The organism is Kitasatospora sp. NPDC089913, from assembly GCF_044748625.1.
GTDB lineage: Bacteria > Actinomycetota > Actinomycetes > Streptomycetales > Streptomycetaceae > Kitasatospora.
In genome coordinates this window covers 203842-229774 of the sequence record NZ_JBIVGI010000009.1, presented here as the reverse complement: position 1 = coordinate 229774, position 25933 = coordinate 203842, and the positions used below count along the sequence as shown (strand labels likewise).

21 protein-coding genes and 1 riboswitch are annotated in these 25933 nt (G+C 73.6%); of the genes, 12 read left to right on the top strand and 9 right to left on the bottom strand.

Features of this window, described 5'->3' with window-relative positions; translation table 11 throughout:
• Positions 1 to 115: 115 nt before the first annotated feature.
• The 3 genes from ACIPYS_RS17060 to ACIPYS_RS17050 form a co-directional block, all read right to left on the bottom strand.
• Complete coding sequence (locus ACIPYS_RS17060) at positions 116 to 1528, bottom strand: sugar porter family MFS transporter (RefSeq protein WP_093859330.1); 1413 nt, start codon at positions 1526 to 1528, stop codon at positions 116 to 118.
• A gap of 118 nt (positions 1529 to 1646) precedes the next feature.
• Positions 1647 to 2321, bottom strand: a complete 675-nt coding sequence (locus ACIPYS_RS17055; RefSeq protein ID WP_093859329.1) for an FMN-binding negative transcriptional regulator — start codon at positions 2319 to 2321, stop codon at positions 1647 to 1649.
• A 13-nt stretch (positions 2322 to 2334) separates the two neighbouring features.
• On the bottom strand, positions 2335 to 3060 hold the full coding sequence (locus tag ACIPYS_RS17050) for a pyridoxamine 5'-phosphate oxidase family protein (protein ID WP_400746918.1): 726 nt from the start codon (positions 3058 to 3060) through the stop codon (positions 2335 to 2337).
• Between the two features lie 34 nt (positions 3061 to 3094).
• On the opposite strand from ACIPYS_RS17050, the gene ACIPYS_RS17045 reads away from it, so the two are divergent.
• Positions 3095 to 4453: an aminotransferase class I/II-fold pyridoxal phosphate-dependent enzyme gene (locus ACIPYS_RS17045; protein ID WP_400746916.1), complete on the top strand. Its 1359-nt coding sequence runs from the start codon at positions 3095 to 3097 to the stop codon at positions 4451 to 4453.
• Positions 4454 to 4741: 288 nt separating this feature from the next.
• Positions 4742 to 5932 carry a GDSL-type esterase/lipase family protein gene (locus tag ACIPYS_RS17040; RefSeq protein WP_400746915.1) on the top strand — a complete coding sequence of 397 codons (1191 nt, stop codon included), beginning with the start codon at positions 4742 to 4744 and terminating at the stop codon, positions 5930 to 5932.
• Positions 5933 to 6009: 77 nt separating this feature from the next.
• On the opposite strand, the gene ACIPYS_RS17035 is transcribed toward ACIPYS_RS17040, so the two are convergent.
• Positions 6010 to 7368 (bottom strand): NAD(P)/FAD-dependent oxidoreductase, encoded by a 1359-nt coding sequence (locus tag ACIPYS_RS17035; RefSeq protein ID WP_093864705.1) that lies wholly within the window; start codon positions 7366 to 7368, stop codon positions 6010 to 6012.
• Between the two features lie 409 nt (positions 7369 to 7777).
• Here ACIPYS_RS17035 and ACIPYS_RS17030 point away from each other — a divergent pair, with 409 nt between their 5' ends.
• From ACIPYS_RS17030 to purB, 4 genes are all read left to right on the top strand, one after another.
• The gene (locus ACIPYS_RS17030; RefSeq protein ID WP_400746913.1) at positions 7778 to 8533 is read left to right on the top strand and encodes a HipA family kinase; all 756 of its coding nucleotides are present in this window, start codon (positions 7778 to 7780) and stop codon (positions 8531 to 8533) included.
• Positions 8530 to 8946 (top strand): DUF3037 domain-containing protein, encoded by a 417-nt coding sequence (locus ACIPYS_RS17025; protein WP_045943322.1) that lies wholly within the window; start codon positions 8530 to 8532, stop codon positions 8944 to 8946. The genes ACIPYS_RS17030 and ACIPYS_RS17025 overlap by 4 nt, the downstream gene beginning before the upstream one ends.
• A 129-nt stretch (positions 8947 to 9075) precedes the next feature.
• On the top strand, positions 9076 to 9519 hold the full coding sequence (locus tag ACIPYS_RS17020) for a MarR family winged helix-turn-helix transcriptional regulator (protein WP_093859325.1): 444 nt from the start codon (positions 9076 to 9078) through the stop codon (positions 9517 to 9519).
• Between the two features lie 164 nt (positions 9520 to 9683).
• Positions 9684 to 11123, top strand: a complete 1440-nt coding sequence (gene purB / locus ACIPYS_RS17015; RefSeq protein WP_400746912.1) for an adenylosuccinate lyase — start codon at positions 9684 to 9686, stop codon at positions 11121 to 11123.
• Positions 11124 to 11252: 129 nt separating this feature from the next.
• Here purB and ACIPYS_RS17010 read toward each other — a convergent pair whose 3' ends face one another.
• Positions 11253 to 12755 (bottom strand): MFS transporter, encoded by a 1503-nt coding sequence (locus ACIPYS_RS17010; protein ID WP_231978374.1) that lies wholly within the window; start codon positions 12753 to 12755, stop codon positions 11253 to 11255.
• Between the two features lie 311 nt (positions 12756 to 13066).
• Positions 13067 to 13230, top strand: a riboswitch (cyclic di-AMP (ydaO/yuaA leader).
• Positions 13231 to 13233: 3 nt separating this feature from the next.
• On the opposite strand from ACIPYS_RS17010, the gene ACIPYS_RS17005 reads away from it, so the two are divergent.
• Positions 13234 to 14271 (top strand): peptidoglycan DD-metalloendopeptidase family protein, encoded by a 1038-nt coding sequence (locus ACIPYS_RS17005; protein ID WP_400746911.1) that lies wholly within the window; start codon positions 13234 to 13236, stop codon positions 14269 to 14271.
• A 280-nt stretch (positions 14272 to 14551) separates the two neighbouring features.
• Here ACIPYS_RS17005 and ACIPYS_RS17000 read toward each other — a convergent pair whose 3' ends face one another.
• From ACIPYS_RS17000 to ACIPYS_RS16985, 4 genes are all read right to left on the bottom strand, one after another.
• The gene (locus ACIPYS_RS17000; protein ID WP_400746909.1) at positions 14552 to 15274 is read right to left on the bottom strand and encodes a DUF2470 domain-containing protein; all 723 of its coding nucleotides are present in this window, start codon (positions 15272 to 15274) and stop codon (positions 14552 to 14554) included.
• Positions 15275 to 15452: 178 nt separating this feature from the next.
• Entirely contained in the window at positions 15453 to 15869 is a 417-nt protein-coding gene (locus tag ACIPYS_RS16995) for a RidA family protein (RefSeq protein WP_266273182.1), read from the bottom strand.
• 158 nt (positions 15870 to 16027) lie between these two features.
• A complete protein-coding gene (locus ACIPYS_RS16990) occupies positions 16028 to 16777 on the bottom strand; it encodes an IclR family transcriptional regulator (RefSeq protein WP_093859320.1) in 750 nt (249 codons plus the stop codon).
• Positions 16774 to 17988: a sugar kinase gene (locus ACIPYS_RS16985; protein ID WP_400746906.1), complete on the bottom strand. Its 1215-nt coding sequence runs from the start codon at positions 17986 to 17988 to the stop codon at positions 16774 to 16776. The genes ACIPYS_RS16990 and ACIPYS_RS16985 overlap by 4 nt, the downstream gene beginning before the upstream one ends.
• Before the next feature lie 356 nt (positions 17989 to 18344).
• Here ACIPYS_RS16985 and ACIPYS_RS16980 point away from each other — a divergent pair, with 356 nt between their 5' ends.
• From ACIPYS_RS16980 to ACIPYS_RS16960, 5 genes are all read left to right on the top strand, one after another.
• On the top strand, positions 18345 to 19754 hold the full coding sequence (locus ACIPYS_RS16980; protein WP_400746904.1) for an amino acid deaminase: 1410 nt from the start codon (positions 18345 to 18347) through the stop codon (positions 19752 to 19754).
• On the top strand, positions 19754 to 21535 hold the full coding sequence (locus ACIPYS_RS16975; RefSeq protein WP_400746902.1) for an amidohydrolase family protein: 1782 nt from the start codon (positions 19754 to 19756) through the stop codon (positions 21533 to 21535). The genes ACIPYS_RS16980 and ACIPYS_RS16975 overlap by 1 nt, the downstream gene beginning before the upstream one ends.
• Positions 21536 to 21833: 298 nt before the next feature.
• Positions 21834 to 22460: a bifunctional 4-hydroxy-2-oxoglutarate aldolase/2-dehydro-3-deoxy-phosphogluconate aldolase gene (locus tag ACIPYS_RS16970; protein ID WP_093859317.1), complete on the top strand. Its 627-nt coding sequence runs from the start codon at positions 21834 to 21836 to the stop codon at positions 22458 to 22460.
• A 390-nt stretch (positions 22461 to 22850) separates the two neighbouring features.
• Positions 22851 to 24491 (top strand): alpha-amylase family glycosyl hydrolase, encoded by a 1641-nt coding sequence (locus ACIPYS_RS16965; RefSeq protein WP_400746899.1) that lies wholly within the window; start codon positions 22851 to 22853, stop codon positions 24489 to 24491.
• A 162-nt stretch (positions 24492 to 24653) separates the two neighbouring features.
• On the top strand, positions 24654 to 25823 hold the full coding sequence (locus ACIPYS_RS16960) for a hypothetical protein (RefSeq protein WP_400746897.1): 1170 nt from the start codon (positions 24654 to 24656) through the stop codon (positions 25821 to 25823).
• Positions 25824 to 25933 lie beyond the last annotated feature (110 nt).

Below are 25933 nucleotides of genomic sequence, written 5' to 3'. Positions count from 1 at the left end.
GCCGGGCGCGGCATGGGGCCTGCGGCCGGTGTCGGGCGGTGTCGAGTGATGGTGGTCCGGGCCGGTGGTGGTCCGGGCCGGTGGTGGTCCGGGCCGGTGGTGGCGGCGCGGGCGGTCAGCCCATCTCCTCCAGGGCGCGGCCCTTGGTCTCCTTGATGCAGAAGGCCACGAACGGGATGGAGAGCAGTGCGAAGGCCGCGTAGATGACGTAGGTGGCCGAGAGGTTCCAGTCGGCGAGGTCGGGGAAGCTGACGGTGATCGCCCAGTTGGCGATCCACTGGGCGGAGGCGGCGACCGACAGCGCGAGCGCGCGGATCCGGTTGGGGAACATCTCGCCGAGCAGCACCCAGACCACCACGCCCCAGGAGAACGCGAAGCAGAACACGAAGACGTGCGCGGCGACCAGCGCGACGGTCGCGTAGGTGTTCTCCAGGGTGGCGGAGTCGCCGGTGCCCTGCCGGTAGGAGAACGCCCAGGCGGCGGTGGCCAGCGCGGCGGCCATGCCGGCCGAGCCGGCCAGCGCGAGCGGCTTGCGGCCGATCCGGTCGACCAGGGCCATCGCGACCACCGTGCCGACCACATTGACGATCGAGGTGGAGAGGCTGATCAGCAGCGAGTTCGACTCGTTGATGCCGACCGACTGCCACAGGAAGGAGGAGTAGTAGAAGATCACGTTGATGCCGACGAACTGCTGGAACACCGAGGCGCCGATACCGACCCAGACGATCGGCAGCAGCCCGAACCGGCCGCCCAGCAGGTCCTTGAGCCGCGGCTTGTGGGTGGACGCCAGCACCGCGTGGATCTCGGCCACCCGGGCGTCGAGGTCGACGTCCTCGCCCTCGACCTCCAGCAGCACCTTGCGGGCCTGCTCCTCCCGCCGGTCGGCGATCAGGTAGCGCGGCGACTCCGGGATGGACATCGCCATCAGTCCGTAGACCAGGGCCGGGATCGTCTCCACGCCGAGCATCCACTGCCAGGCCTGGATGCCGCCGAGGTGGCCGGTGGACTCGCCGCCGGCGGCCTGGTTGAGCGCCCAGTTGGCGAGCTGGGAGACGGTGATGCCGAGCACGATCGCCATCTGCTGGAACGAGGCCAGCCGGCCCCGGTAGGCGGTCGGGGCGACCTCGGCGATGTAGGTCGGCGCGATCACCGAGGCGATGCCGATCGCCACGCCGCCGATCACCCGCCAGGTGGCCAGCAGCTCCAGGTTCGGCGGGAACATCGAGCCGAGGCCGCTGATCGCGAACAGGGCCGCGGCCAGCAGCATGGTGCGCACCCGGCCCAGGTGGTCGGCGAGCCGCCCGGCCACGACCGCCCCGGCCGCCGAGCCGAGCAGCGCGATCGCGACCACGAAGGCCGTCGTGCCGTTGCCGACCCCGAAGTGCTTCTGGATGCCCGTCACCGCACCGTTGATCACGGCGCTGTCGTAGCCGAACAGGAACCCGCCCATCGCGGCGGCGGCCGAGATGAAGACGACGTGCCCGAGGTGCGCCTCGCCGGATGCCGGATGGGTCTGGGTCCTGGACACGCACGCTCCCCGGGTCGACGGTCCCGCCCGCGCGGCCGAGCGGGCAGGGTTCGGCTCACATTCGACCAGTGCCCGGGCGGCGGCGTCGCGATGAATGGGCCGAACGGGTGACGGGGCGTCAGCTGATTGCGCGGTCCGGGGGAACGGGCCCGCGGCGGACCTCGCGGATCCGGCCGGACCGGCGGGCGTTGCGGCGCAGCAACTGCGTACGGGCCCCGGCGTCCGCACCCCGGTTCCGCTCGGCGAGCCGGTCGGCCGTCGCGTACTGCTCGGCGGCCGGCTTCTTGTCGTCGTACTTGAACTTGGCGCGGACCTCGCGCACGGTCAGGCGCAGCCCGGTCAGGCCGGGGAGCAGCCGGGCGAACTCCCCCTCGCCGGGGGTGACCCGGACGTCCGGGCGCTCCGGCTGGAAGTGGGCCAGCTGGCGGTTGAGGATCTCCGCCTTGCCGGTCGGGTCGGTGACCAGTGACGCGGTGGCGTGGAAGTGCACCGAGGCGTAGTAGCTGGTCGGCGTGCCGGGCTCGCCGCGCCAGTGGCCGGGGGCGAAGGCGTAGTCGTCGGTGACCGCGAGGGTGACCTCCGGGTCGGCCCGGACGGCCGCGAGCAGGGGGTTGGGGGCGGCGAGGTGGAGCAGGATCTCGCCGCGGTCGGCGTCCAGCAGGAAGTGGGTGGGGACGAGCACCGGGCCGTGGCCCGGCCCGCCGTTGGCGGCGAGCAGGCCGAAGTCGCGGCCCTCGGCGAGCCAGGCGCGCCATTCGGCCTCGTCGCCGCGGTCCCAGGAGCGGATCAGCATCGGGGCTCCCGGGTCAGTCGGTGGAGCCGTCGACGCCCGGGGCGGACGTGTCGGCGGCGGTGGCGCCCGGGGTGGTGAGCGCGCGCAGGTGGGCGGGGAGCGGCACGGTGGTGGAGGCGTCCGGCAGGGGTGTGCCGTAGCCGCCGGTGACCGGGACCAGTCCGGCCCAGTACGGCAGGTCGAGGTCCTCGGCGTCGTCGGCGGCGGGGGCGTTCCGGCTCTTGGCCGAGACCTCGTCGAGGTCGAGCCGGATCACCGCGGTGGCGGCGAGCTCCTTGGCGTTGGCGGGGCGGACCTCGGCGGAGCGGCCGGGCACGACCTGGTCGACCAGGGCGTCCAGCGCGATGCTCAGCTCCTCGGGGTCGGTGACCTGGTGCGCGGTGCCGTGCGCCACCACCGAGCGGAAGTTGACCGAGTGGTTGAAGGCCGATTTGGTCAGCACCAGCGCGTCGACCAGGGTGACGGTGAGGCAGACCGGCAGGCCCTGCTCGCCGCGGGCGCCGCGCAGCGGCCGGCTGCCCGTGGAACCGTGCACGTAGACGCGGTCGCCGACCCTGGCGTGGATGGTGGGCAGGACGACCGGCGCGCCGTCGACGACGAAGCCGAGGTGGCAGAGATAGGTGGCGTCGAGGACCGCGTGGATCGCCTCGCGTTCCCAGGTGGCCCGGTCCTTGTAGCGGGTGGGTGTGGTGCGCGGGGTGCGGGCGTAGGACGTGTCGCTGTCCGGTACGGTCGACATGACAACCTCTATGTACTAGTGCATACTCTGTTTTGTGCTAGGAGACTATCGGATCACCGGTCGGCGTGCCAGCGAGATTGCGGCCGAGATCGAGCGCGGGGTCAGTGCCGGACAGCTCGCCCCCGGGATGCCGTTGCCAGCGCTGCGGGACCTCGCGGCCGAACTCGGCGTCAACCCCAACACCGTGGCGGCCGCCTACCGGCTGCTCCGCGACCGGGGGGTGATCGAGACCGCCGGCCGCAAGGGCAGCCGGATCCGCCCGCGCCCCGCCCACACCCCGCGCGACGAGATCCGGCTGCCCGTCCCGGCGCACGCCCGCGACCTCTCCGACGGCAACCCCGACCCGGCGCTGCTGCCCGACCTCACCCCGGCCCTCGCGGCGGCCGCCGAGGCCGCGCGCCGTGCACCCGTCCGCTACGGTGACCCGGTCGCCGACCCCGGACTGCTCGCTCTGGCCGGCGCGGCCTTCGCCGCGGACGGCCTGCCCGCCGGCCCGATCGCCGTCGCCTCCGGCTCCCTGGACACCATCGAGCGGATCCTGGTCACCCGGCTGCGTCCCGGTGACGCGGTCGCGGTCGAGGATCCGGGCTGGGGCAGCCTGCTGGACCTGCTGCCGGCGCTCGGCCTGCGCGCGGTGCCGGTCCGGCTCGACGACGAGGGCCCGCTGCCCGGCGCGCTCGCCGAGGCGCTGGACGGCGGCGCCCGGGCGGTGGTGGTCACCAGCCGGGCGCAGAACCCGACCGGTGCCGCGCTCACCGCCGGGCGGGCCGGGGAACTGCGCGCCGTCCTGTCCGCCCGGCCGGACGTGCTGCTGATCGAGGACGACCACGGCCACGGCATCGTCGACCAGCCCTACTGCCCGCTGGCCGGTGCGGGCTCGCGGCACTGGGCGGTGGTGCGCTCGGCGGCCAAGGCCTACGGGCCGGACCTGCGGCTCTCGGTCGCGGTCGGCGACGAGGACACCGTCGGGCGGGTGCTCGGGCGCCAGCGGCTGGGTGCCGGGTGGGTCAGCCGTCTGCTCCAGTGCACGGTGGCCGAACTGTGGCGCGCCGATGCCGCGCCGGTCGGGCGGGTGGCCGGTGCCTACCGGGCCCGCCGGGAGGCGCTGATCGGCGCGCTGGCCGCGCGGGGCGTCGCGGCGCACGGGGCGAGCGGGCTGAACGTCTGGGTGCCGGTGCCGGACGAGGCCGTCGCGCTGGCCGCCCTGGTGCAGCGCGGCTGGGTCGTGGCGCCGGGTGCGCGCTACCGGCTCCAGTCGCCGCCCGGGCTGCGGGTCACGGTCGCGCAGCTGGATCCGGCCGAGGCCGGGCGGCTGGCGGAGGACCTGGCGTCCGTGCTGAGCGGACGGCACGGGATCGCCGGTGCGGCCGGGTCGCCGTCGCGGTCGGTCTGAATCGGTCCGGCCCACCCCGGGGAATGGTTCGGCCTTCGATTCCAGGTCAATGGTGATGCCTATTCCGATCCGATCCGGATCGAATCGAAATCAACTCCGCATTGACCGGCCGGAAATTCTTCGGGCCGATCAGTACTGATTGGTAACAGAGCAAGAAATTCACTGCAGATACCTAGCGGTAACAAGCGCGGGCATGTCATCTTCAACGCGCCACCGGCCGGCGGCCTACCCTCACCCCGTGTCTCCCCGCCCCCACCTGCGGGCGAGACCGATCGTTGGAGTTCCGTCGTGCCCGAAAACCGTTCGAGCATTTCCCGCACCACCGCCCGGTGGCGCGGACGGCTGCTCGCCGCCGCGCTCGCCCTGCCGCTCGCCGCCACCGGACTGGTGGCGGGAACCGCCGCCCCGGCCCGGGCCGCCACCCCGAGCGGCCCGACCGCCAGCGTCAGCCTCGGCGACAGCTACATCTCCGGCGAGGCCGGCCGCTGGAAGGGCAACTCCGTCGCCAGCGGCGGCAACCGGGCCGGCACCGACCGGGCCTGGACCGGCAGCGGCTACGACCCGAGCCGGATCTACGGCGCCACCTACGCGAGCGGGTGCGACCGCTCGGACGTCGCCGAGGTGCGCAGCGCGCCGACCGTGGCCCAGACCCAGATCAACCTGGCCTGCTCGGGCGCCGTCGCCGCCAACGTCTTCCGCGCCGCCAACGGCGGGCAGTCGTTCAAGGGCGAGGCCCCGCAGGCCGACCAGCTCGCCACGGTGGCCCGGCAGAACAACGTCAAGCTGATCACCCTGTCGATCGGCGGCAACGACCTCGGCTTCGGCGACGTGATCTCGACCTGTGTGCAGGACTACCTCGTCTGGTACTCCTACTGCAACGATGATCAACAGGATGCGGTCGACGGCCGGATGCCGGCCGCGATGGCCGGCGTCGGCAAGGCGCTCGACGAGATCCGCGCCGTGATGGCGGGCGCCGGGTACGCGGCCGGGGACTACCGGATCGTGCTGCAGTCCTACCCCTCGCCGATCCCGCGCGCCGCCGAGATCCGGTACCCCGAGAGCGGCTGGAGCCGTTCCGACACCGGCGGCTGTCCGCTCTGGAACGGCGACGCGGACTGGGCGCGCGACTCGCTGGTGCCGCAGATCTCCCGGGCGCTCGCCGGGGTGGCCAAGGCCAAGGGCGTGCAGTTCCTGGACCTGAGCGACATGCTCCAGGGCCGCGAGGTCTGCTCCAGGGCGACCCGTCAGGCCGGCTCGACCAGCGCGCCGTCCGCGACCACCAGTGAGTGGGCGCGGTTCCTGGACGGCGGGCTCAACGCCTCGCAGGGCAGCCTGCAGGAGTCGCTGCACCCCAACTACTACGCGCAGCAGGCGCTCGGGCGCTGCCTGACCCTGCTGTACGCGCGGACCAGCGGCGACTGGGGGTGCCGCAACACCGCCGGGCAGGACGCCGGCGGGATGTACCTGACGGCGAAGTAGCCGACGCGGGACACGACGTCGCCCCGCACCCTTCCGATTCGGCGGGGGCGGGGCGACGGCGTGTTCCGCTGTTCCGGTCAGCCCTTGGCGAGCAGCGCCTGGGTGTGCTCCTTGACCTGGTCCCGCGTCAGATAGGCGTCCGTGTACTCGAAGTCACGGAGTCGCGCGGGCTGGCGGGCGAGGAAGCCGGTGCGCACGAAGTCGTCGCCCGCGGTCGCGTTGAGCAGCCAGTTCGCGCCGACCCGGAACTTGGCGACGTTGGTGCGCATCGCCATCAGGTGGTAGCCGCGCGCCACCAGCTGCGCCGGCACGCCGCGCAGCTCCACCCCGACCGGCTTGGAGACGGCGTCCTTGCCGCCGAGGTCCACCACCAGGCCGAGGTCCTTGTGGTAGTAGGGCTCCAGCGGCTGGTTGCGGAGCGCCGCGATCACGTTGTTGGCCACCGCCCGGCCCTGGCGGGCCGAGTGCTGGGCGGTCGGCGGGCACATCGCGCCGTCGCCCTTGGCGAGGTCGGGGACGGCGGCGGCGTCACCGAGCGCGAACACGCCCTCGAACGGGGCCACCCGCATCTCCGCCGTCACCGCGATCCGGCCGCGCACCGTCTCCGCGTCCAGGGTGGCGATCAGCGGGCTCGCGGCGACGCCGGCCGTCCAGATCAGGGTCCGGCAGGGGAGCACCCGGCCGTCGGTGAACTTCACCGACTCGGCGCCGACCTCCGCCACCGACACGCCCAGCGAGACCTCGATGCCGCGCTCGCGCAGTACCTCCAGGGCGGCGGTGCCGAGGGCGTCGCCGAGCTCGGGCATCAGCTTGGGGGCGATGTCGATGAGGTGCCACTTGATCTGCCGGGCGTCCAGCCTCGGGTAGCGGTGGGCGGCGGCGGTGGTGAGGCGCTGGAGGCAGGCGGCGGTCTCGGTGCCGGCGTAGCCGCCGCCGACCACCACGAACTGGAGCCGGGACTCGCGCTCCCGCTGGTCCGGGGTGGCCGAGGCGAGGTCCAGTTGGGCGATCACGTGGTCACGGACGTAGGCCGCCTCGGCGAGGGTCTTCATGCCGCGCGCGTAGTCGGTCAGGCCGGGGATGTCGAAGGTGCGGGTGACGCTGCCGGGGGCCAGCACCAGGTAGTCGTACTTCTGCGCCACCACCTCGTCGGTGATCTTGCGCACCACGCAGACCTTGGCGGCGGGGTCCACCCCGATCGCGCCGCCGGGGACGATGTGGGTGCGGCGCAGCGAGCGCCGCAGTGAGACGGCCACCGACTGCGGTGTGAGCACACCGGCCGCCACGTGCGGCAGCAGCGGCAGGTAGAGCTGGTAGCTGAACGGGGTGACCAGGGAGATCTCCGCCTCCGCGGGGGAGAGCTTGCGCTCCAGTCGGCGCGCGCACTCCAGTCCGGCGAAGCCGCCGCCCACGATCAGGATCCGGGCTCGTTCCATCGTGCGTCCCTCACAGTGCAGGTCGTTCCGCCGCGGGTCGTGCCGCCGCAGGTGTCCGCCACGGCGCGGTCCTCGGTGGGTGCGGCGGTGGCGGTGCGGGTGCGGCGGTGCGAGTGCGGTGGTGCGGGTCATGGCCGATGCGGGTCGTGGCCGGTTGCGGGTGGTGGCCGTGGCGTTCCCCGGCTACTGTCCGCCACGTTCGCACGGGGCGGCGGGGGCTGCCACCGGGGCGACCCGGGCGGGGGAGCGGGGGCGGTCGTCGGGGCACATCCCGGGCGGGGCGGGGCTGTCGTAGGGACGATCCGGGTGGGGCGGGGCTGTCGTGGGGGGCTGTCGTGGGGGGGCGACCCGGGTGGGCCGGCGGCCGAGCGACACCCGCCCCGTGCATATGCCCGATAGGCTGTCCGCCGTGCTCCCCGAGGTGACGGCGGTCCGATATGTGACGCCACTGCGAGAAGGCGGCTCGATGCCGGGCCTGGTCGAGGCCGACGACCGGCGGCTGTACGCGCTGAAATGGGTCGGCGCGGCACAGGGCCGCAAGGCGCTGGTGGCGGAGGTGCTGGCCGCGGAACTCGGCCGGCGGCTCGGTCTGCCGGTGCCCGAGCTGGTGACCGTGGACCTGGACCCGGTGCTGGCCCGCAGTGAGCCGGACCCGCAGATCCAGGACCAGATGCGCGCCAGCGGCGGCCTCAACCTGGGCATGGCCTTCGTCAGCGGCGCGCTCAACTTCGACCCGCTCTGCTTCGACGTGGACGCCGGGCTGGCCGGGCAGGTGCTCTGGTTCGACGCCCTCATCGGCAACGTGGACCGCTCCTGGCGCAATCCCAACCTGCTGGTCGCCACCGGTGGACTGCGGCTCATCGACCACGGCGCGAGCCTGATCTTCCACCACAACTGGGCCGGTGCCGCCGCCTGGACCCGCCGGCCGTACGACGCCTCCGACCACGCGCTGCTGCGCGCCGAGCCGGACCTGCTCGCCGCCGACAAGGCGCTCGCACCGCTGGCCGAGGCGGCGATCGAGGAGGCGGTGGCGCTGATCCCCGACGCCTGGCTGGTGGACGAACCCGGCTTCGACACGCCCGAGGCGGTGCGCGCGGCGTACCGCACCCAGTTGACCGAGCGACTGGCCGGTCCGCGCGACTGGCTGCCGGAGGTGTCCGTATGACCGAGCCGATCCGGTCGGCCCTGCCGGCCGTCGCCGAGCTGCACGACTACGAGTACGCGGTGATCCGGGCGGTGCCCCGGGTGGAGCGCGGTGAGTGCGTCAACGTGGGTGTGCTGCTGTACTGCCGGCAGAGCGCCCACCTGGCCGCCCGGACCCATCTGGACCAGGCGCGGCTGCTGGCGCTGGACCCGGTGGCCGACGTGTCCGGGGTGCGGCGGGCGCTGCAGGGGATCGAGGCGGTCTGCGAGGGCGGGCCGCAGGCCGGTCCGGCGGCGTCGGACAACCCGGGGCAGCGGTTCCGCTGGCTGACCGCGCCGCGCAGCGCGGTGGTGCAGCCGGGGCCGGTGCACACGGGGCTGACCTCGGACCCGGAGACCGAGCTGCGCCGGCTGTTCGACCAGCTGGTGCTCTGAGGCACGGGCTCGAGCCGGGGTTCGGGGCGGGCCAGGGCCGGGCTTCGGGACCGGTGCTGCGGTTGACTGCCGGATCTTTGCCGTGATCAAAGCTTGAGATAATGAAGCACTCGGTCGTAGGCTGACCTCATGGGTTCGACAGCGACCACGACCGTACCGACCAACGCCGAGCTGATGGAGGCGCTGGCCGCCGTCGGTGCCGCGTACTTCCAGGACTTCGCGGCCGCCGCCGCCAGGCACGGTCTCTCCTCCTCGCAGGCCAAGGCGCTCGGTGCCGTCCAGGAGCCGGTGCCGATGCGCGCGCTGGCCGGGCGGCTCGGCTGCGACGCCTCCAACGTGACCGGGATCGTCGACCGCCTCGAGGCCCTGGGCCTGGCCCGCCGGGAGGCCTCGGCGGGGGACCGGCGGGTCAAGATCGTGGTCATCAGCGAGCAGGGCCGGGAGATCCTGGCACTCGTCCGCGGCGAGATGAGCCGGACCCACCAGTCCTTCGAGACCCTCAGCGACGAGCAGCGGAGCGCGCTGCACTCGATCTGCCTCCAGGTGCTGCCGGTCCTCAGCGGACGGCAGTAGGACACCGGCAGGAGGACACCGGTAGCCGGCACCGGCACCGGCACCGGCAGCCGGTCGGCGGGTCGCCGCAGCCGCTCCCCGGGGCGGGGCCGATCGCCCGCCGGTCGCCCGCCGGTCGCGGTGGGCCGGTCCGGCGCGGGTCCGGCTGACCTCGGCTGTTAGGCTTGCGAAGCGTGAGCGCGAAGCCCCAGATCCCCAATGTCCTGGCCTCCCGGTACGCCTCGGCGACCCTGGCCCAGCTGTGGTCCCCCGAGCACAAGGTGGTCCTCGAGCGCCACCTGTGGCTCGCCGTCCTGAAGGCCCAGCAGGACCTCGGCGTCGAGGTGCCCGCCACCGCCGTCGCCGACTACGAGCGGGTGATCGACCAGGTCGACCTCGCGTCCATCGCCGCCCGTGAGCGGGTCACCCGGCACGATGTGAAGGCCCGGATCGAGGAGTTCAGCGACCTCGCCGGCCACGAGCAGATCCACAAGGGCATGACCTCCCGGGACCTGACCGAGAACGTCGAGCAGCTGCAGATCCGGCAGTCCCTCGAGCACGTGCGCGACCGCACGGTCGCCGTGCTGGTCCGCCTGGGCCGGCTCTCCGCCGAGCACGCCGAGCTGGTCATGGCCGGCCGCTCGCACAACGTGGCCGCGCAGGCCACCACCCTCGGCAAGCGCTTCGCGTCGATCGCGGACGAGCTGCTGGTCGCCTTCCGCAGGCTGGAGGAGCTGATCGCCCGCTACCCGCTGCGCGGGATCAAGGGCCCGGTCGGCACCGCCCAGGACATGCTGGACCTGCTCGGCGGCGACACCGAGAAGCTCGCCGAGCTGGAGCGCCGGGTCGCCGGCCACCTGGGCTTCGACAACGTGCTGGTCAGTGTCGGCCAGGTCTACCCGCGCTCGCTGGACTTCGAGGTGCTGACCGCCCTCGTCCAGCTGGCCGCCGCGCCGTCCAGCCTGGCCAAGACCATCCGTCTGATGGCCGGTCACGAGCTCGTGACCGAGGGCTTCAAGGAGGGCCAGGTCGGCTCCTCCGCGATGCCGCACAAGATGAACACCCGCTCCTGCGAGCGCGTCAACGGCCTCGCCGTGATCCTGCGCGGCTACGCGTCGATGACCGGCGAGCTGGCCGGCGACCAGTGGAACGAGGGTGACGTCTCCTGCTCGGTGGTCCGCCGGGTCGCGCTGCCGGACGCCTTCTTCGCGTTCGACGGCCTGCTGGAGACCTTCCTGACCGTCCTCGACGAGTTCGGCGCCTTCCCCGCCGTGGTCGAGGCGGAGCTGGACCGCTACCTGCCGTTCCTGGCCACCACCAAGGTGCTGATGGGCGCGGTGCGCGCGGGCGTCGGCCGGGAGACCGGGCACGAGGTGATCAAGGAGCACGCCGTCGCCTCCGCGCTCGCGATGCGCGCCGGCGCCCGGGAGAACGAGCTGCTGGACCGGCTGGCGAACGACGACCGGATCCCGCTGGACCGGGCCGGGCTGGACGCGCTGCTGGCCGACCGGCTGTCCTTCACCGGTGCGGCCGGTGCCCAGGTCGCCGAGGTCGTCCGCCAGGTCGAGGCCGTCGCGGCCGCGTACCCGGAGGCCGCCAAGTACGCGCCGGGCGACATCCTCTGACGGTTGTCCACCCCGGTCACCGGGCCCCGTCGCCGTTCGGGCGGCGGGGCCCTCGGCGTGTTCGGGGGTCCGGGCTTCCGCCGGCGGGGTCCAGCCCTGTTCGGGGGTCCGGGCTTCCGCCGACGGGGCTCAGCCCTGTTCCGGGGCCGAGTGGCCGGGGTCGAGCGGCGGGGCGTTGGTGCCGCAGGCGTAGCGGCAGTCCGGTTCGGCCACCGGGTGGTGGTCCTCCGGGGCCAGGACGTTGCCGTGGACGGTGGCCAGAGCCGTGAGTCCGCCCGCCACGAGCAGCCCGGCGCAGATCAGCATCGCGGTGCGGAAGGCGGAGTCGACCGCCGAGGGCACCTGGTAGGCGTCGCCGCTCAGACCCGCGAGCGAGGGCAGCGCGGCGACCGCCAGCAGACCGGCCGCCCGGGCCGCGGCGTTGTTGACCCCGCTCGCGATGCCCGCGTGCCGCACCTCGACCGCCGCCAGCACGGTCGCGGTCAGCGGTGCCACCAGCAGCACCATCCCGCTCCCCATCACCGCGACGGCGGGCAGTACGTCCGTCCAGTAGGAGGCGTCGGGCCCGATCCGCAGCATCAGCAGCACGCCCGCCGCGCACAGCAGCGGGCCGACGGTGAGCGGCAGCCGCGGGCCGATCCGCTTGCCCAGCCGCCCCGCCCGGGCGGAGAGCGCCAGCATGATCACGGTGATCGGCACCAGGGCGAGTCCGGAGACCAGCGGGGAGAAGCCGGAGACGATCTGCAGCTGCACGACCAGCAGGAAGAAGACTCCGCTGAACGCCGCGTACACGGCGAGGGTGACCAGGTTGACGGCGGTGAACAGCCGTGAGGAGAACAGTCCCAGCGGCAGCATCGGCTCCGGGGTGCGGCGCTCGACCAGGACGAAGGCGGCGCCGAGCAGGAGCCCGGCCGTGCCGGTGACCCAGACGGTGGCGGAGAGACCGCTCCCGGCGGCGGTCAGCGCATAGGTGATCGAGCCGAGCGCGAGGGCGGCCAGGACCGCGCCGAGCACGTCGAAGCGCCCGGTCGAGCTCTCGTCCCGGCTCTCCGGGACGTGCCGGGCCGCGACCGCGATCACCGTCGCGGCCAGCGGCAGGTTCAGCAGGAAGATCCAGCGCCAGCCCGGGCCGTCCACCAGCCAGCCGCCGAGGAACGGGCCCACCGCCGCCGACACCCCGCCGAGGCCGGACCAGAGGCCGACCGCCGCCGAGCGGTCGTCCGGACGGAACACCGCCTGGAGCATCGCCAGCGAGCCGGGGGTGAGCAGCGCCCCGCCGATGCCCTGCACGGCACGGGCCGCGATCAGCACCTCGATGGTCGGCGCGGCGGCGCAGGCGGCCGAGGCGACGGCGAACCAGACGACGCCCAGCAGGAAGATCCGGCGCCGCCCGTACCGGTCGCCGAGCGCGCCACCGAGCAGGATCAGGCCCGCCAGGGTGAGCAGATAGGCGTTCAGCGTCCATTGCAGGGCGTCGAGCCGGGCGTCGAGATCGGTGCCGATCCGGGGCAGTGCGACGTTCACGACGGTTCCGTCGAGCATCGCCATGCTGGAGCCGAGCACGGTCGCCAGAAGTACCCAGCGTCCCTGTGCGGTGCCCAACCGCAGGGTGCCGGCATCGGTGGTGGTCACGGCCCATGGTGGGGCTCGTGGGGCCGACGTGACAAGGGTCACCGGGGGTGTGTCGGAGATGTCCGTTCCGTGAGTGATCGTGTGCGCACTGATGACGACATCGGCGCAGGGTGGCGGATCACGTGCACTCGGTGAATGGATTGTGCGCTTACTGTGCATGCCTTTCATGCGGAGCGTCACGGTGTTCCGGACTTTGGTCCCGGGTTCCGGAGATCGACATTGCTTCACCCGAACGGATGGGTTTTAGTTCAGCGACCGCCCGGCGTCAGCCCGGGTGGCCACCGGGTGGAACGCCTAGTCCTGCCGCTGCCCGGTGGTTCGCAACGAACTCTGTACGGCAGGAGCGGGGGACCCACAGGTAAGTCGCCGGACCCGAATTGACGGTCCGGCTTGGGGTGAAGCCGCATTTCTCTGCGGCCGGGCAACTCCAGCCCGAACCCGACAGCTCACCTCGCAGGCGTCGGAGAGGACAGCTTCCATGCCCGCACAGGCTCGTCGTATCGCCATGCCCCGCGCCGTCCGCATCGGCATCGCCACCGCCGTCACCGGCGCCGCGTTCGCCCTCCCGCTGGTGACCACCGTCACCGCCCAGGCCCACGAGGCCCCGGCCGCCGGGCACACGCACCAGAGCAGCACCTGGACCGGCGCCGCCAGCGTCGACGCCGCCCCGGCCGCTGCCGAGAACGCCCCGGCTGCCCCGGCCGCTCCCGCCGCCGAGGCCGCTCCGGCCGACTACAAGGTCGTCGGTGGGGACACCCTGTCGAAGATCGCCGACGCGAAGAACGTCGAGGGTGGCTGGAAGGCGCTGTTCGAGCACAACCGCTCGGTCATCGGTGCCAACCCGAACCTCATCTTCCCGGGTCAGCAGCTCGCGCTCGGCGCCAAGGCCGCCGAGGCCGCCAAGCCGGCCGCTCCGGCCGAGGCCGCCAAGCCGGCCGCCCCCGCCGCCAAGGCGCAGGCCTCGCAGGACTCGGCGAAGCCGGCCAAGCCGACCGCTCCGGCCGAGAAGCCGGCCGCTCCGGCCGCCAAGCCCGCCGCCAAGCCGGCCGTTCAGGCCGTCGTCGCCCCGGTCGCGAAGCCGGCCGCTCCGGCCCCGGCCGCCGCCACCTCCGGCTTCTTCGCCCCGCTGGCCAACCCGAAGCTCGGCACCGCCTACGGTGTGGCCGGCTCGATGTGGGCCTCCGGCCACCACACCGGCGCCGACTTCGTCGCTGCCACCGGCACCCCGCTGCGCGCCGTCGCGGCCGGCACCGTGGTGAAGGCCGGCAACGGCGGCGCCTACGGCAACGAGGTCGAGATCAAGCTCGCCGACGGCAAGTACGCCGAGTACGCGCACCTGTCCTCGATCGGCGTCTCGATCGGTCAGACCGTCACCGCCGGCCAGCAGATCGGCCTCTCCGGTGCGACCGGCAACGTGACCGGCCCGCACCTGCACTTCGAGATCCGCACCGGTTCGGAGTACGGCTCGGACATCGACCCGATCGCCTACCTGCGGGCGCACGGCGTCGCGATCTGACCTTCGGTCGGATCATCTGCCACCGCCGGGTGCGGGGCGAAACGACCTCCCGGAATGGTCATGTCGGGTGACCGCTGGACCGGGTGGACGCCGCACCCGAGTGGATTGACGGGCGCGGGACACGCCCGTCCTGCCGGCCGGCCCGGCTCACGAGAACTCTCTCGTGGGCCGGGCCGGCCGTCGTTGTGGCGGGGTTCGAGGGTGGGGAGGAGCGGGGCGGTGATAACCGATATGGGGTCAGTTTCGCTGGCGGGCGGGCTGGTTCGTGCATCCGCCGGGTTCAGGACCGGTGGGTGGCCGGCTCCTGCTCGGCGGCGGACAGCAGTTGGTGCACCCGGTGGCCGAACTCGTCCGCGTCGCGGGCCGGTTCGATGAAGACCAGGCGGACGTCACGGTGGCCGTGCGGGTGGTCCAGGCGGAGCACCAGGCCGTACCGGTCGAGCGCGAGCGGGCGGACCTCGGGGCGGTCGGCGAGCAGCGCCGGGTCGAGCAGCCGGGTGAGCACGGCGAGCGCGTCGGGGTGGTCGTCGGCCAGGTGGGTGAGCAGTCCGGCCTCGTAGCGGGCCAGCGGGTCGGGGGCGGCCGCCGCGAGGTCGGCGCCGGTGATCGCGGTGGTGCCGTACGGGGTCGAGAGCACGGCGTGCGCGACGTCCAGGCGCAGGTGCACGCTGAGGCCGTCGTCGGCGAGGTGGGCGAGGTGGAGCCGGCCGGCCAGGGTGAGCCGCCCGCGCACCCGGTCGCGCACGGCCACCGGGGCGATGTCGGTGAGGTCGAGCACGACGGCGAGGCCGTCCTGCTCGCGGGCGGCGGCGGAGGTCACCGGGGAGTCGAGCGGCGCGCGCAGCCGCAGCCGGGAGCCGTGCACCGAGACGGGGGTGGAGAGTTCGTGCTGCTCGCCGCCGGCGCGGATGACCACCGAGGAGGTGGCGGTCAGCAGGCTGCCGATGCGTTCGGCGGCGGTGGGCTCGGGAATCTCGGCATCGTGCTGCGGGTGCGGACTCATGGGATCGGGACCTCCGGCGGACGAGCTGACCTTGTAGTTAGGTGAGCCTAACCTAATCATTGGAGGGGGAGAGGGCAAGGTGTCGTCGGGGTGGGGCGGAACCGGCCATGCGCGAAGGGCCCCGACCCGGCTTGTGTGCCGGGGCCGGGGCCCTTGCGGTGCGGGCGGTGCGCGCGGGTCAGGCGACGACCGCCTGGGCGTCGATCTCGACCAGCATCGGCTCCTGCGGGAGCTCGCAGAAGATCGTGGTCCGGCAGGGCTTCACGCCGCCCGGCGGGATGTTCTCCTCGATGAACTCGGCGTAGACCTCGTTCATCAGCGGGAAGTCGGCGCGCTTGGTGAGGTACACGCGGAACATCACCACGTCCTCGACGGTCGCGCCGCCCGCCTCGACGATCGCCTTGACGTTCTCCAGGGTGCGGCGGGTCTGTGCCTTCACGTCGCCGTGGTGGAGGTACTCGCCGGTGGCGGGGTCCTGCGGGCCCTGGCCGGACACCTGGAGGATCGGGCCCTTGCGGACGCCCTGGGAGAACATCCAGGCCGGGGCGGGGGCGCCGTCGGTACGGATCTCGGTCTTGTCGTTCTGGACGCTCATGCGTGCTCGCTTCCTCGGTGGGGTGGGTGGTGCTGTGGTGCTGTGGTGCGTGCTTCGGGGCTTTCGGGCCTTCGGGCTTGGTGGTGCGGGGTGCGGGGTGCGGGGTGCGGGGTGGTCGGGGGTGCGGCGGGGTGCGGGGTGCGGCAGGTACGGGGTGGTCAGTGGCGCGGGGGCTGGCCGCAGTCGGCGGAGATCGCCCGTGCGGTGGCGAGCAGTTGGGGCAGCAGCTCCAGCACCTGCTCGTAGGGGAGCACGACGTCCGGGACGGAGATCGAGGCGGCGGCGACCACTCGGCCGCTGGCGTCGCGGATCGGCGCGGCCACGCAGTTGATGAACGACTCGTGCTCGGCGTGGTCCTGCGCCCAGCCCTGGGCAGCGACCTTCTCCAGCTCGGCCAGCAGCGCCTCGGGCGTGGTGAGGGTGCGCGCGGTGTGCGGGGTGAAGTCGATGCCGGCCACCACCCGCCGCCGTTCGGGCGCGGGCAGGTCGGCGAGCAGCACCTTGGACACCGCGGCGCTGTGCAGCGCGGCCCGGAGGCCGATCCGCGAGTACATCCGCACCGGGTGCCGGGAGTCGTACTTGTCGATGTAGACCACCTCGCCACCCTCGTACGCGGCCAGGTGCACGGTCTGGCCGGTGCCGGCGTTGAGTTCGGCGAGGTACGGTGCGGCGATCCGGCGGACCCCGCGCTGTTCCAGGGCGAGCCCCGAGAGCGCGAACAGGCCGGCGCCCAGGTGGTAGCGGTATCCGGCGTCGCGGTAGACGAACCGTTCCTCCTCGAGGCTCTGCAGCAGTCGGAGCACGGTCGTCTTGTGCACACCGAGCACCTCGGCCAACTGGTCGAGGGAGCGCTCGCCCTCGCCGAGTTCGGCGAGGATGCGCAGGGCGCGGGTGACGGTCTGGCTCATGGCGCTCCAAGGGCCGGGGTGGCGGCCGGTCGAGGGTCGGGGGCACCGCCCCCCGGTACGACGGGCGCGGAGCGGTCGGTGGGGGAGGCGGACGCGGTGGTGCGGGAAGCGGTGGTGCGGGAGGCGGTCGGCGGGAGGGGCGGCGGGTCGTCGGGGGCGGCGTACGTGCTGGTGAGCGCTCCGGGGAGCACAGGGGACACGATGCCATCCGCCGACACCCGGGTGGCCGCCCAGGCCTCGGGTGAGGCGTCGAGCAGGGCGCCGACCACCGGGGCGGGCGGCAGTTCGGCCTGGTCCCCGTGGGTCGTCAGCGCGCAGGCGGCGCTCAGATGGCCCAGCCGCAGGCGGCGCCGCTGGTCGAGTCCACGAACGGTGCCGGCCAGGTAGCCGGCCGCGAAGGCGTCGCCCGCTCCGGTCGCCTCGACCACCTCGACCGTCAGGGCCGGTTCGGCGACGGTGGTGCCGTCGCGCCCGATCGCGGTGACCAGCCGGGCCTCGTCCTTGACCACGACGGTGGCCGGCGACGGGAAGAGGCGGCGCAGCGCGTGCGGGTCCCCGGTGCCGAAGGCGGCCTCGGCCTCGTCCGCGCCGAGCAGGAGCAGGTCGGCCGCGTCCAGCAGGGGCGGCAGCACCGAGAGGTCGCGGTCGCGCCAGAGCGCCGGACGCCAGTTGAGGTCGAAGCTGACCAGTCGGTCGGAGCGGCGCTCCGCCAGCAGCGTGCGGAGCAGCGCGAGGCAGTCGTCGGAGAGCGCGGCGGTGATGCCGGACAGGTGGAGCAGCCGGGCCCCGGCCAGCAGGCGGGCGGCGGCCGGGTCGTCCAGCAGTGCGGGGGAGAGGGCGGCCGCCGCCGAGCCGCGCCGGTGGTAGTGCAACCGGCTCCGCCCCGGGCCCAGGTCGTGGCGGTCGCCGGTGGTTCCGCCGACCTCCTTGAGGTAGACGCCGGTCGGGCGGTGCGGGTCGACGGCGACGGCGGAGACGTCCACCCCGCGGGCGGTCAGTTCGCCGAGGAGGCGGCGGCCGAAGCCGTCGTCGCCGACCCGGCTGATCCAGGCGCTCGGCACGCCCAGGGCGGCCAGGGCACCGGCGACGTTGGACTCGGCGCCGCCGACGGCGAGCCGGAAGTTCTCCACGGACTCCAGCGGGCCCGCGCGGTCGGGGAGGAGCACGGCCATCGATTCGCCCACGCAGACGGCCAGGGGTGTGGGGGGCACGGGGGGCGGTGGGGGTGTCGGGGAAGTGGTGGGCGCCGGGGGTGCGGTGGGTGCCGGTGCCCGGGGCGGTGCCGGCTCCGGCTCCGGCGTCGGGGCGGCCGGTGTGCGGGGCGGTTCGGCCGTCGGATCGCCGGGCGACGGGGTGGCCTCGCTCGCGGCGGCGTCCTGGCGTGGCATCTGCTGGGCTCCTCGGAGTACTGCGGCCTGCCGGGGTGGGGGTGCTGCGGCGAGCCTGGCTGACCCGCGTGCGGCGGGCGGCTGTCGTTGACCTTCGTCCGGCGCCGATGCTAGAACCGTGCTGCCAGCATGTGCAACCCTCATTGCGCATGTTGCAACATGGCAGATGGAGGAAGACGGTGTACCAGACCTTCGCGAGCAGTGGCGGCGACGGCAGCGGTAGCGGGAACGGCGGTAGCGGTGGTGACCGTCCCGGTGGTGGCGGTCTCGGCGTCGGCGGGCCCGGTGGCGGCGGTGGTGGTGGCGGTATCGATGCCGCTGCGGTGGCCGCACTCGCCGAGGAGGCGCTCGACTGGCGGTTCAAGGCGCTGCCGCCGGCCGCCGACGGTCTGACCGTCCGCCAGTACCTGGCCACCGGACCCACCCTGGCGGACCTCGGCACCCCGCTGCTCACGCTCGACGGGCGCGCGCTCGACCACAACCTGCGCACCATGGCCCGCTGGTGCGCGGACGCCGGCGTGGCGCTCGCCCCGCACGGCAAGACCACCATGGCCCCCGCGCTCTGGCAGGCGCAGCTGGACGCGGGCAGCCACGGCATCACCCTCGCCAACCTGCCGCAGCTCCGGGTCGCCCGCGCCTTCGGTGTGCGGCGGCTGCTGCTCGCCAACTCCCTGCTCGACCCGGCGGGCCTGCGCTGGCTGGCGGGAGAGCTCGCCGCCGACGCCGACTTCGCCTTTGCCTGCTGGGTCGACTCGGTGCAGAGCGTCCGGCTGATGGACGAGGCACTGAGCGCGGCCGGTGCCGAGCGCGCCGTCGAGGTGCTGGTCGAACTCGGTGGCCCCGGCGGGCGTACCGGCGCGCGCACCGTCGACGGGGCAGTGGAGATCGCGGATGCCGTCCGCCGTGCGCCGACCCTCCGGCTCGCCGGCATCGGCGGGTACGAGGGGGCGCTGGCGCACGACGCGAGCGAGGGCGGGCTCGGCACGGTGCGCGGGTACCTTCGGTCGCTGGCCGAGTTGCACGGGCGGCTGGCCGGGCGGTACGCCGAGGGGTCCGCGCCGGTGGTCACCGCCGGCGGCAGCGCCTACTTCGACCTGGTGGCCGAGGAGTTGGGAGCGTTGTCGGAGGCCCTCGTGGTACTGCGGTCGGGTGCGTACCTGGCGCACGACGACGGCTTCTACCGCGGGATCTCGCCGCTCGCCCGGGGAGCGGGGGATCCGGCCGCCGGTCGTGGCGGGGCGCTGCGCGGCGCACTGCACGGGTGGGCGCGAGTGGTGTCCCGGCCGGAGAAGCAGTTGGCGCTGCTGGACGCGGGCAAGCGCGACCTGCCGTTCGACGAGGGCCTGCCGGAGCCGCATCTGGTCAGGGGCGGGGCGGAGTTGACGGGCACGGCCGCGCGGATCACCGCGCTCAACGACCAGCACGCGTTCCTCCGGGACGCGGGCGACCTCGCACCGGTCGGTGCCGTGCTGCGGCTCGGTATCTCGCACCCGTGCACCGCCTTCGACAAGTGGACGCTGATCCCGGTGCTGGACGACGCCTCGGCGGCCGAGCCGAAGGTGACCGGGCTGGTCAGGACGTTCTTCTGATGAGCGCCGCGGGTGGTGGGAACGTGCTGTTCCGTGGCGCCACGGTGGTGGACGGCACGGGGGCGGGACGATTCCGGGCGGACGTCCGGATCGCCGGCGGGGTGATCGTCGAGGTCGGGGCGCCGGGCGGTTCGGCGGCGCGGGGCGGTTCGGTTGCGTCGGGCGGGACCGTGGCGTCGGGGCGGTCGGGGCGGTCGGGGCGGTCGGGTGGTGCCGGTGCCGGTGCCAGTGGCGGTGCCGGTGCCGGTGCCAGTGGCGGTGGCGGTGGCCGTGCGGGTCGGTCCGGTGGTGGTGCGGTGCGGACGATCGACGCGGACGGGCTGGTCCTGGCTCCCGGGTTCATCGACATGCACGCCCACTCCGACCTCGCCCTGCTCCGCGAACCGGAGCACCCGGCCAAGGTCACCCAGGGCGTGACCTGCGAGGTCCTCGGCCAGGACGGCCTCTCCTACGCGCCGGTCGACGACACCACCCTGCCCGCGCTCCGCCGCCAGATCGCTGGCTGGAACGGCGATCCGGACGACCTCGACTGGGACTGGCGCACCGTCGGCGGCTACCTGGACCGGCTGGACCGGACCGGCCCCGCCGTCAACGCCTGCTACCTGGTGCCGCACGGCTCGCTGCGCATGCTCGCCATGGGGTGGGACAACCGGGCTCCGAGCGCCGCCGAACTGGACCGGATGCGCGAGCTGTTGGCGCAGGGTCTGATCGAGGGTGCGGTCGGGATGTCGAGCGGTCTGACGTACACGCCGGGGATGTACGCCGGAACGGCCGAACTGGTCGAACTCTGCCGGGTCGTCGCGGGCTTCGGCGGCTTCCACGCCCCCCACCAACGCTCTTACGGGGCTGGTGCGTTGGAGGGCTACGCGGAGATGGTCGAGATCGCCAGGCGGTCCGGCTGCCCGCTCCACCTCACCCACGCCACCATGAACTTCGGCGTCAACGAGGGCCGTGCCGGTGAGCTGCTGGCCCTGCTCGACCGGGCCCTGGACGACGGTGTGGACCTCTCCCTGGACAGCTACCCCTATCTGCCGGGATCCACCACCCTGGCTGCCCTGCTGCCCAGTTGGGCCACCGAGGGCGGACCGCAGGCCACCCTGGCGCGACTCGGCGACCCGGTCGCACGCGAGCGGATCCGGTACGAGGTGGAGGAGAAGGGCAGCGACGGCTGCCACGGCGTGGTCACCGACTGGAGCACCATCCAGCTCTCCGGCGTCCGGGCCCCCGGACTCGCCGACTCGGTCGGCCGGACCGTCGCCGAACTCGCGGCGGAGCAGGGACGGAGCGGCACGGAGGTCTTCCTCGACCTGCTGCTCCGCGACGAGTTGGCCACCACCATCCTCCAGCACGTCGGCCACGAGGCGAACGTCCGGGCGATCATGCGTCACCGCGTGCACACCGTCGGCAGCGACGGGCTGTTGGTCGGTGCGCGCCCGCACCCGCGGGCCTGGGGCACCTTCCCCCGCTACCTGGCCCGCTACGTCCGCGAGTCCGGCGTGCTCACGCTGGAAGAAGCGGTCGCCCGGATGACCGGTCGGCCCGCGGCCCGGCTGCGGCTCCACCGGCGTGGGCGGATCGCCCCCGGATTCCACGCCGACCTGGTCCTCTTCGACCCCGAGCAGGTCCAGGACGCCGCGACGTTCGAGCAGCCGCGGCGGCCCGCCGTCGGTGTGGAACACGTCTATGTGAACGGTGTGGCCGTGGTGGAACAGGGCCGTACCACCGGCGCGCGGCCCGGTCGGGCGCTGCGCCGGACCGGGCGCGGGGCGGAGGCGGTATGACGGCCGTGCGCTGTGGAGTCGGTCGCGCCGGTGGTCGGTGCGGGTGCGGGTGCGGGTGCGGCTGTGGGTGTGACGGTGGGACCGGTGCTGCTGGGGCCGGTTCCCGTTGATCAGGTGCCTGGTGAATCAGGGTGCCAGGCGAATCCGAGTGGAATGTCCGAGTGGAATGGAAGCGAACGCCGTGAATTCGAGTTCAGTCGGTCCGAGGTCGGTCGAAGCAGGCTGGGTGGACCGGGAGCCGGCGGGTCCGAGCGCCGGGAGCCCGGCCTCCGGGAGCCGCGGGCCCTCCGCTGCCGCCATGGCGGCAGCGGCGCGGGCAGCGCTCGCCGCCTCGCCGGTGGTCGCGGTCGTCCGTGCGCCGCGGATACCGGACGCCGCCGCGCTCTGCGCCGCGCTCGCCGCCGGCGGTATCACCTGGACCGAGTTCACCTTCACCACACCCGATGTGACGACCCACCTGCACCGGGCGGCGCAGGCCGGCCACCGGGTCGGGGTCGGGACGGTGCTGACCTCCCAGCAGGCCGAGCAGGGGCTCGCTGCCGGGGCGTCCTTCCTCGTCACGCCCGGCTTGCGACCCGAGGTGGCGGATGTCGCGCACGCGGCAGGAGTCCCGGTGATCCTCGGCGCCCTCACCGCGACCGAGGTCGCCCAGGCGGTGGACCTCGGTGCCGCGGCGGTGAAGATCTTCCCGGCCCGGGCGTTCGGTCCCGGCTACTTCAAGGATCTGCGGGGTCCGTACCCCGATGTCCCGCTGGTCGCCTCCGGGGGTGTCAACGCGGGCAACGCGGCGGAGTTCCTGGCGCACGGAGCACTCGCCGTCTGCGCCGGGACGGACGTGGTGCCGCCGGAGGCCGTCGCAGCAGGGGAGTGGGCGGAGATCACCCGCCGGGCCCGGGCGTTCACGGAGGCCTGTGCGTCCCGGTAGCGAGGGAGGCCGGCGCGGCGAGTTTCCGTTCGCGGGGCGGCGACGAGTGCTGCCGCCCCGCGCGCGGTCGGTCCGGACGTGATGCGCGGGTGTGATGCGCGGGGTGTGATGCGCCGGGTGTGATGCGCGCCCCGTGGTGCGTGGTGCGTGGTGCGCTCGGTGCGCGCCGTGGCCGATGCGCGGCGTCGGGTGCGGCGGCATGCCCGACCTGGCGGCTGCCGACCGTGGGGCGTGAAGGAGTGGGAGGGGCTCGGGAGGGCGCGCAGCACGGCCGGGGGCTCCTTCCAGGAGTCCCGCACCGGTCCGGGAGTGGCCGAGCCGGACTGTTGGGGCGACGGGGATTCGACGAGAATCGGTAGCCCCCCGGCACCCGGCAGGAGGATCCCACCCATGACCTCGACCCGCCCCGGCCCCGACTGGCTGACCGACGCCGTGCTGTACCAGATCTACCCCCAGACCTTCGCCGACTCCGACGGCGACGGCATCGGCGACTTCGCGGGCATCACCGACCACCTCGACCACCTCGCCTGGCTGGGCGTGAACACGGTCTGGCTGAACCCGTGCTTCGCCTCGCCCTTCCGCGACGCGGGCTACGACGTCACCGACTACCTCACGCCCGCCCCGCGCTACGGCACGGCCGACGACCTCGCCGCCCTGGTCGAGGCGGCACGCCGCAAGGGCATCCGGATCCTGCTGGACCTGGTCGCCGGCCACACGTCCGACCAGCACCCCTGGTTCCTGTCCTCGGCCGAGGATCCGTCCGACCACCGCTACATCTGGTCCGACCGGCCGGTGGACGGCTTCGTCGCCTCCCCGGGCGGCCGGACCGGGTGGTACCGGCCCAACTTCTTCGAGTGCCAGCCGGCACTCAACTTCGGCTACGGGCGCGAGGATCCCGAAGAGCCCTGGCGCCAGCCCGTCGACGCCGAGGGGCCGCGCGCCAACCGCGCCGCGCTGCGCCGGATCATGGCGCACTGGCTCGGTCTGGGGCTGGCGGGCTTCCGGGTCGACATGGCGTCCTCGCTGGTCAAGGACGACCCCGGCTTCGCCGAGACGGGCAAGCTCTGGACCGAGCTGCGTGACTGGCTCGACCGCGACCACCCGCAGGCCGCCCTGTTCGCCGAATGGGGCGACCCGGCGGCCGCCGTCGCCGCGGGCTTCCACGCAGACTTCCTGCTCCAGTTCGGCGGCGCGGACCACGGCCTGCCGCTGCGTTCGCTCTGGAACAACAACGCCGGGACGGTGGAGGAGTTCTGGAAGCAGGGCCCGTGCTACTTCGAGGCCGAGGGGCGCGGCACGCCCCGAGCGTTCCTGGATGCCTGGCGCTCGGCGGCCCAACTGACGGAGGGTGCCGGGCACATCGCGCTTCCCACCGCCAACCACGACTTCTCCCGGCTCGCGACCGGCCCGCGCACCGCCGAGCAACTCGCCCCGGCCTTCGCCCTGGTGCTGACCTGGCCCACCCTTCCCGCGGTGTACTACGGCGACGAGATCGGCATGCGCTACGTGCCGGACCTCGCCGATGTCGAGGGCAGCGTGCTCGGCCCGACGTACAACCGGGCGGGCTCGCGCACACCCATGCAGTGGGCGCCCGGTCCGAACGCGGGCTTCTCGACCGCCCCGGCGCGAAAGCTCTACCTCCCGGTGGATCCGGAGCCGCACCGGCCGGACGTCGCCACCCAGCGGGCCGACCCGACCTCGTTGCTGCACACCGTGCGACGGCTGATCTCGCTGCGCCGCAAGCATCCGGGGCTCGGGGCCCGGGGCTCGGTGGAGGTCCGGTATGCGGGTTACCCCCTGGTGTACACCCGGGCCGGACGGTACCTGGTGGTGATCAACCCGCGGCGGGAACCGGCGGTCCTCCCGCTCGACGGGCTGTTGGACGGCGTCGGTGCGGCCGGGGCGGGCCGGGCCGATCGGGCGGGTCGGCCGGGCGGGATCATCCCGCTGGACGTCCAGGGTGTGCGGATCGGAGCGGCGGGCGAGCTGCGGGCGGACGGGTTCTCGTACGGGGTCTTCGACCTGGGGTGACGCGCCCGGCGCCGGTGGCGCTGCCGCCCTGCGGGGCGTGGGCTGATCGGGGGCGGGCTTCGGCTCGCCCCCGAGGTGGTTGTACACTGCATCCAGATAGTTGCATTTACCATCTTTCCCTGCCATCTTCGCTGGCGACCGCCGGAGGACGGACCGAACTTCATGAGCACACCCCGGACCACAGCCGTCGCGCCCGCCGCAGGACACCCGCTCAAGCACCTGGCGTTCCACCTCCTCACCCCGCTGCTGATGTGCCTCGGTATGGCGCTGGCCTACCAGGGCGCCTTCCATCAGCCCGAGCCGCACCACCTGAAGGTCGCGGTCGTGGGCGTCGCCCCGGAGGTGCGGGCGCTGGCCGGGGCGGTGCAGGGCCGGGCGGGCGAGGCGCTGGACGTCACGACGCTGCCGGACCGGGCCGCCGCCGAACAGGAACTGCTGGACCGGGACCTGGTCGGCGCCTTCCTCCCCGATGCGAGCCACCCCGAACTGCTGGTCGCCAAGGCCAACTCGGACACCTCGGCGATGGCGGCCGAGAAGGTCTTCCAGCGGGTGGCCGCACAGCAGGGCGTCCCCCTGGCGGTCACGGACCTCACCACCCCGAGCGAGGGCGACCCCACCGGTCAAGGTCTGTTCTTCCTGCTGGTCGCGCTCAGCATCGGTTCCTACGGCAGTGTCGCGGTGATCGGTGCGGCGGGCGCGGCTCTGGCCATGCGGATCCGGGTGCTGGTCGGACTGGCCGTGTCCCTGGCGGTGAGCGTGATCGGGATTCTCACCGCAGGACCCGTCTTCCATGTGGTCGACCACGACCTGGCCGGGGTCTGGGCGCTCGGTTGGCTCTACTCGGCCGGGGTGATCGGGATCGGTACGGGTCTGCACACCTTCCTCAAGCGGTGGACCACGCTGGCGATGATGGTGCTGTTCGTGATGCTGAACTTCACCAGTTCCGGCGGTGTCTACCGGCCGGAGCTCCAGAACGGCTTCTTCGGCGGTCTGCACTCCTTCTGGGCCGGTGCGGGCTTCCTGGAGGGCGCCCGCAGTCTGCTCTACTTCGACGGCGGCGCCGGGTTCGGGGGACATCTCCTGACGTTGGTGCTGTGGTTGGCGGCGGCCGGCGTGCTCGTGCTCGGAGCCGCGCGGTACGAGCGGCGCGGCCGGGCGGCGACGTCGACCGCGGTCGGTGCGGGGGCTGCCGGGGCTGCCGGGGGTGTCGGTGGTCGGGTCGGTCCGGTCGGTCGGACCGGTGTGGCGCCGGGAGCCGGGGTGCCGGGGGAGCGGGCTGGAGCGGAGGGGGAAATCGAGGAGGAAATCGAGGAGTCGGCGGCCGCGATCTGATTGTCCGTCAACTTCGTGCGAGAACTTCACCCGGTGACAGGGGCATCGATCCCGGGTGGGGATCGGCGGCCCGCAACCGGCCCTGGACAAGCCGGTTGCGGGCCCCAGTC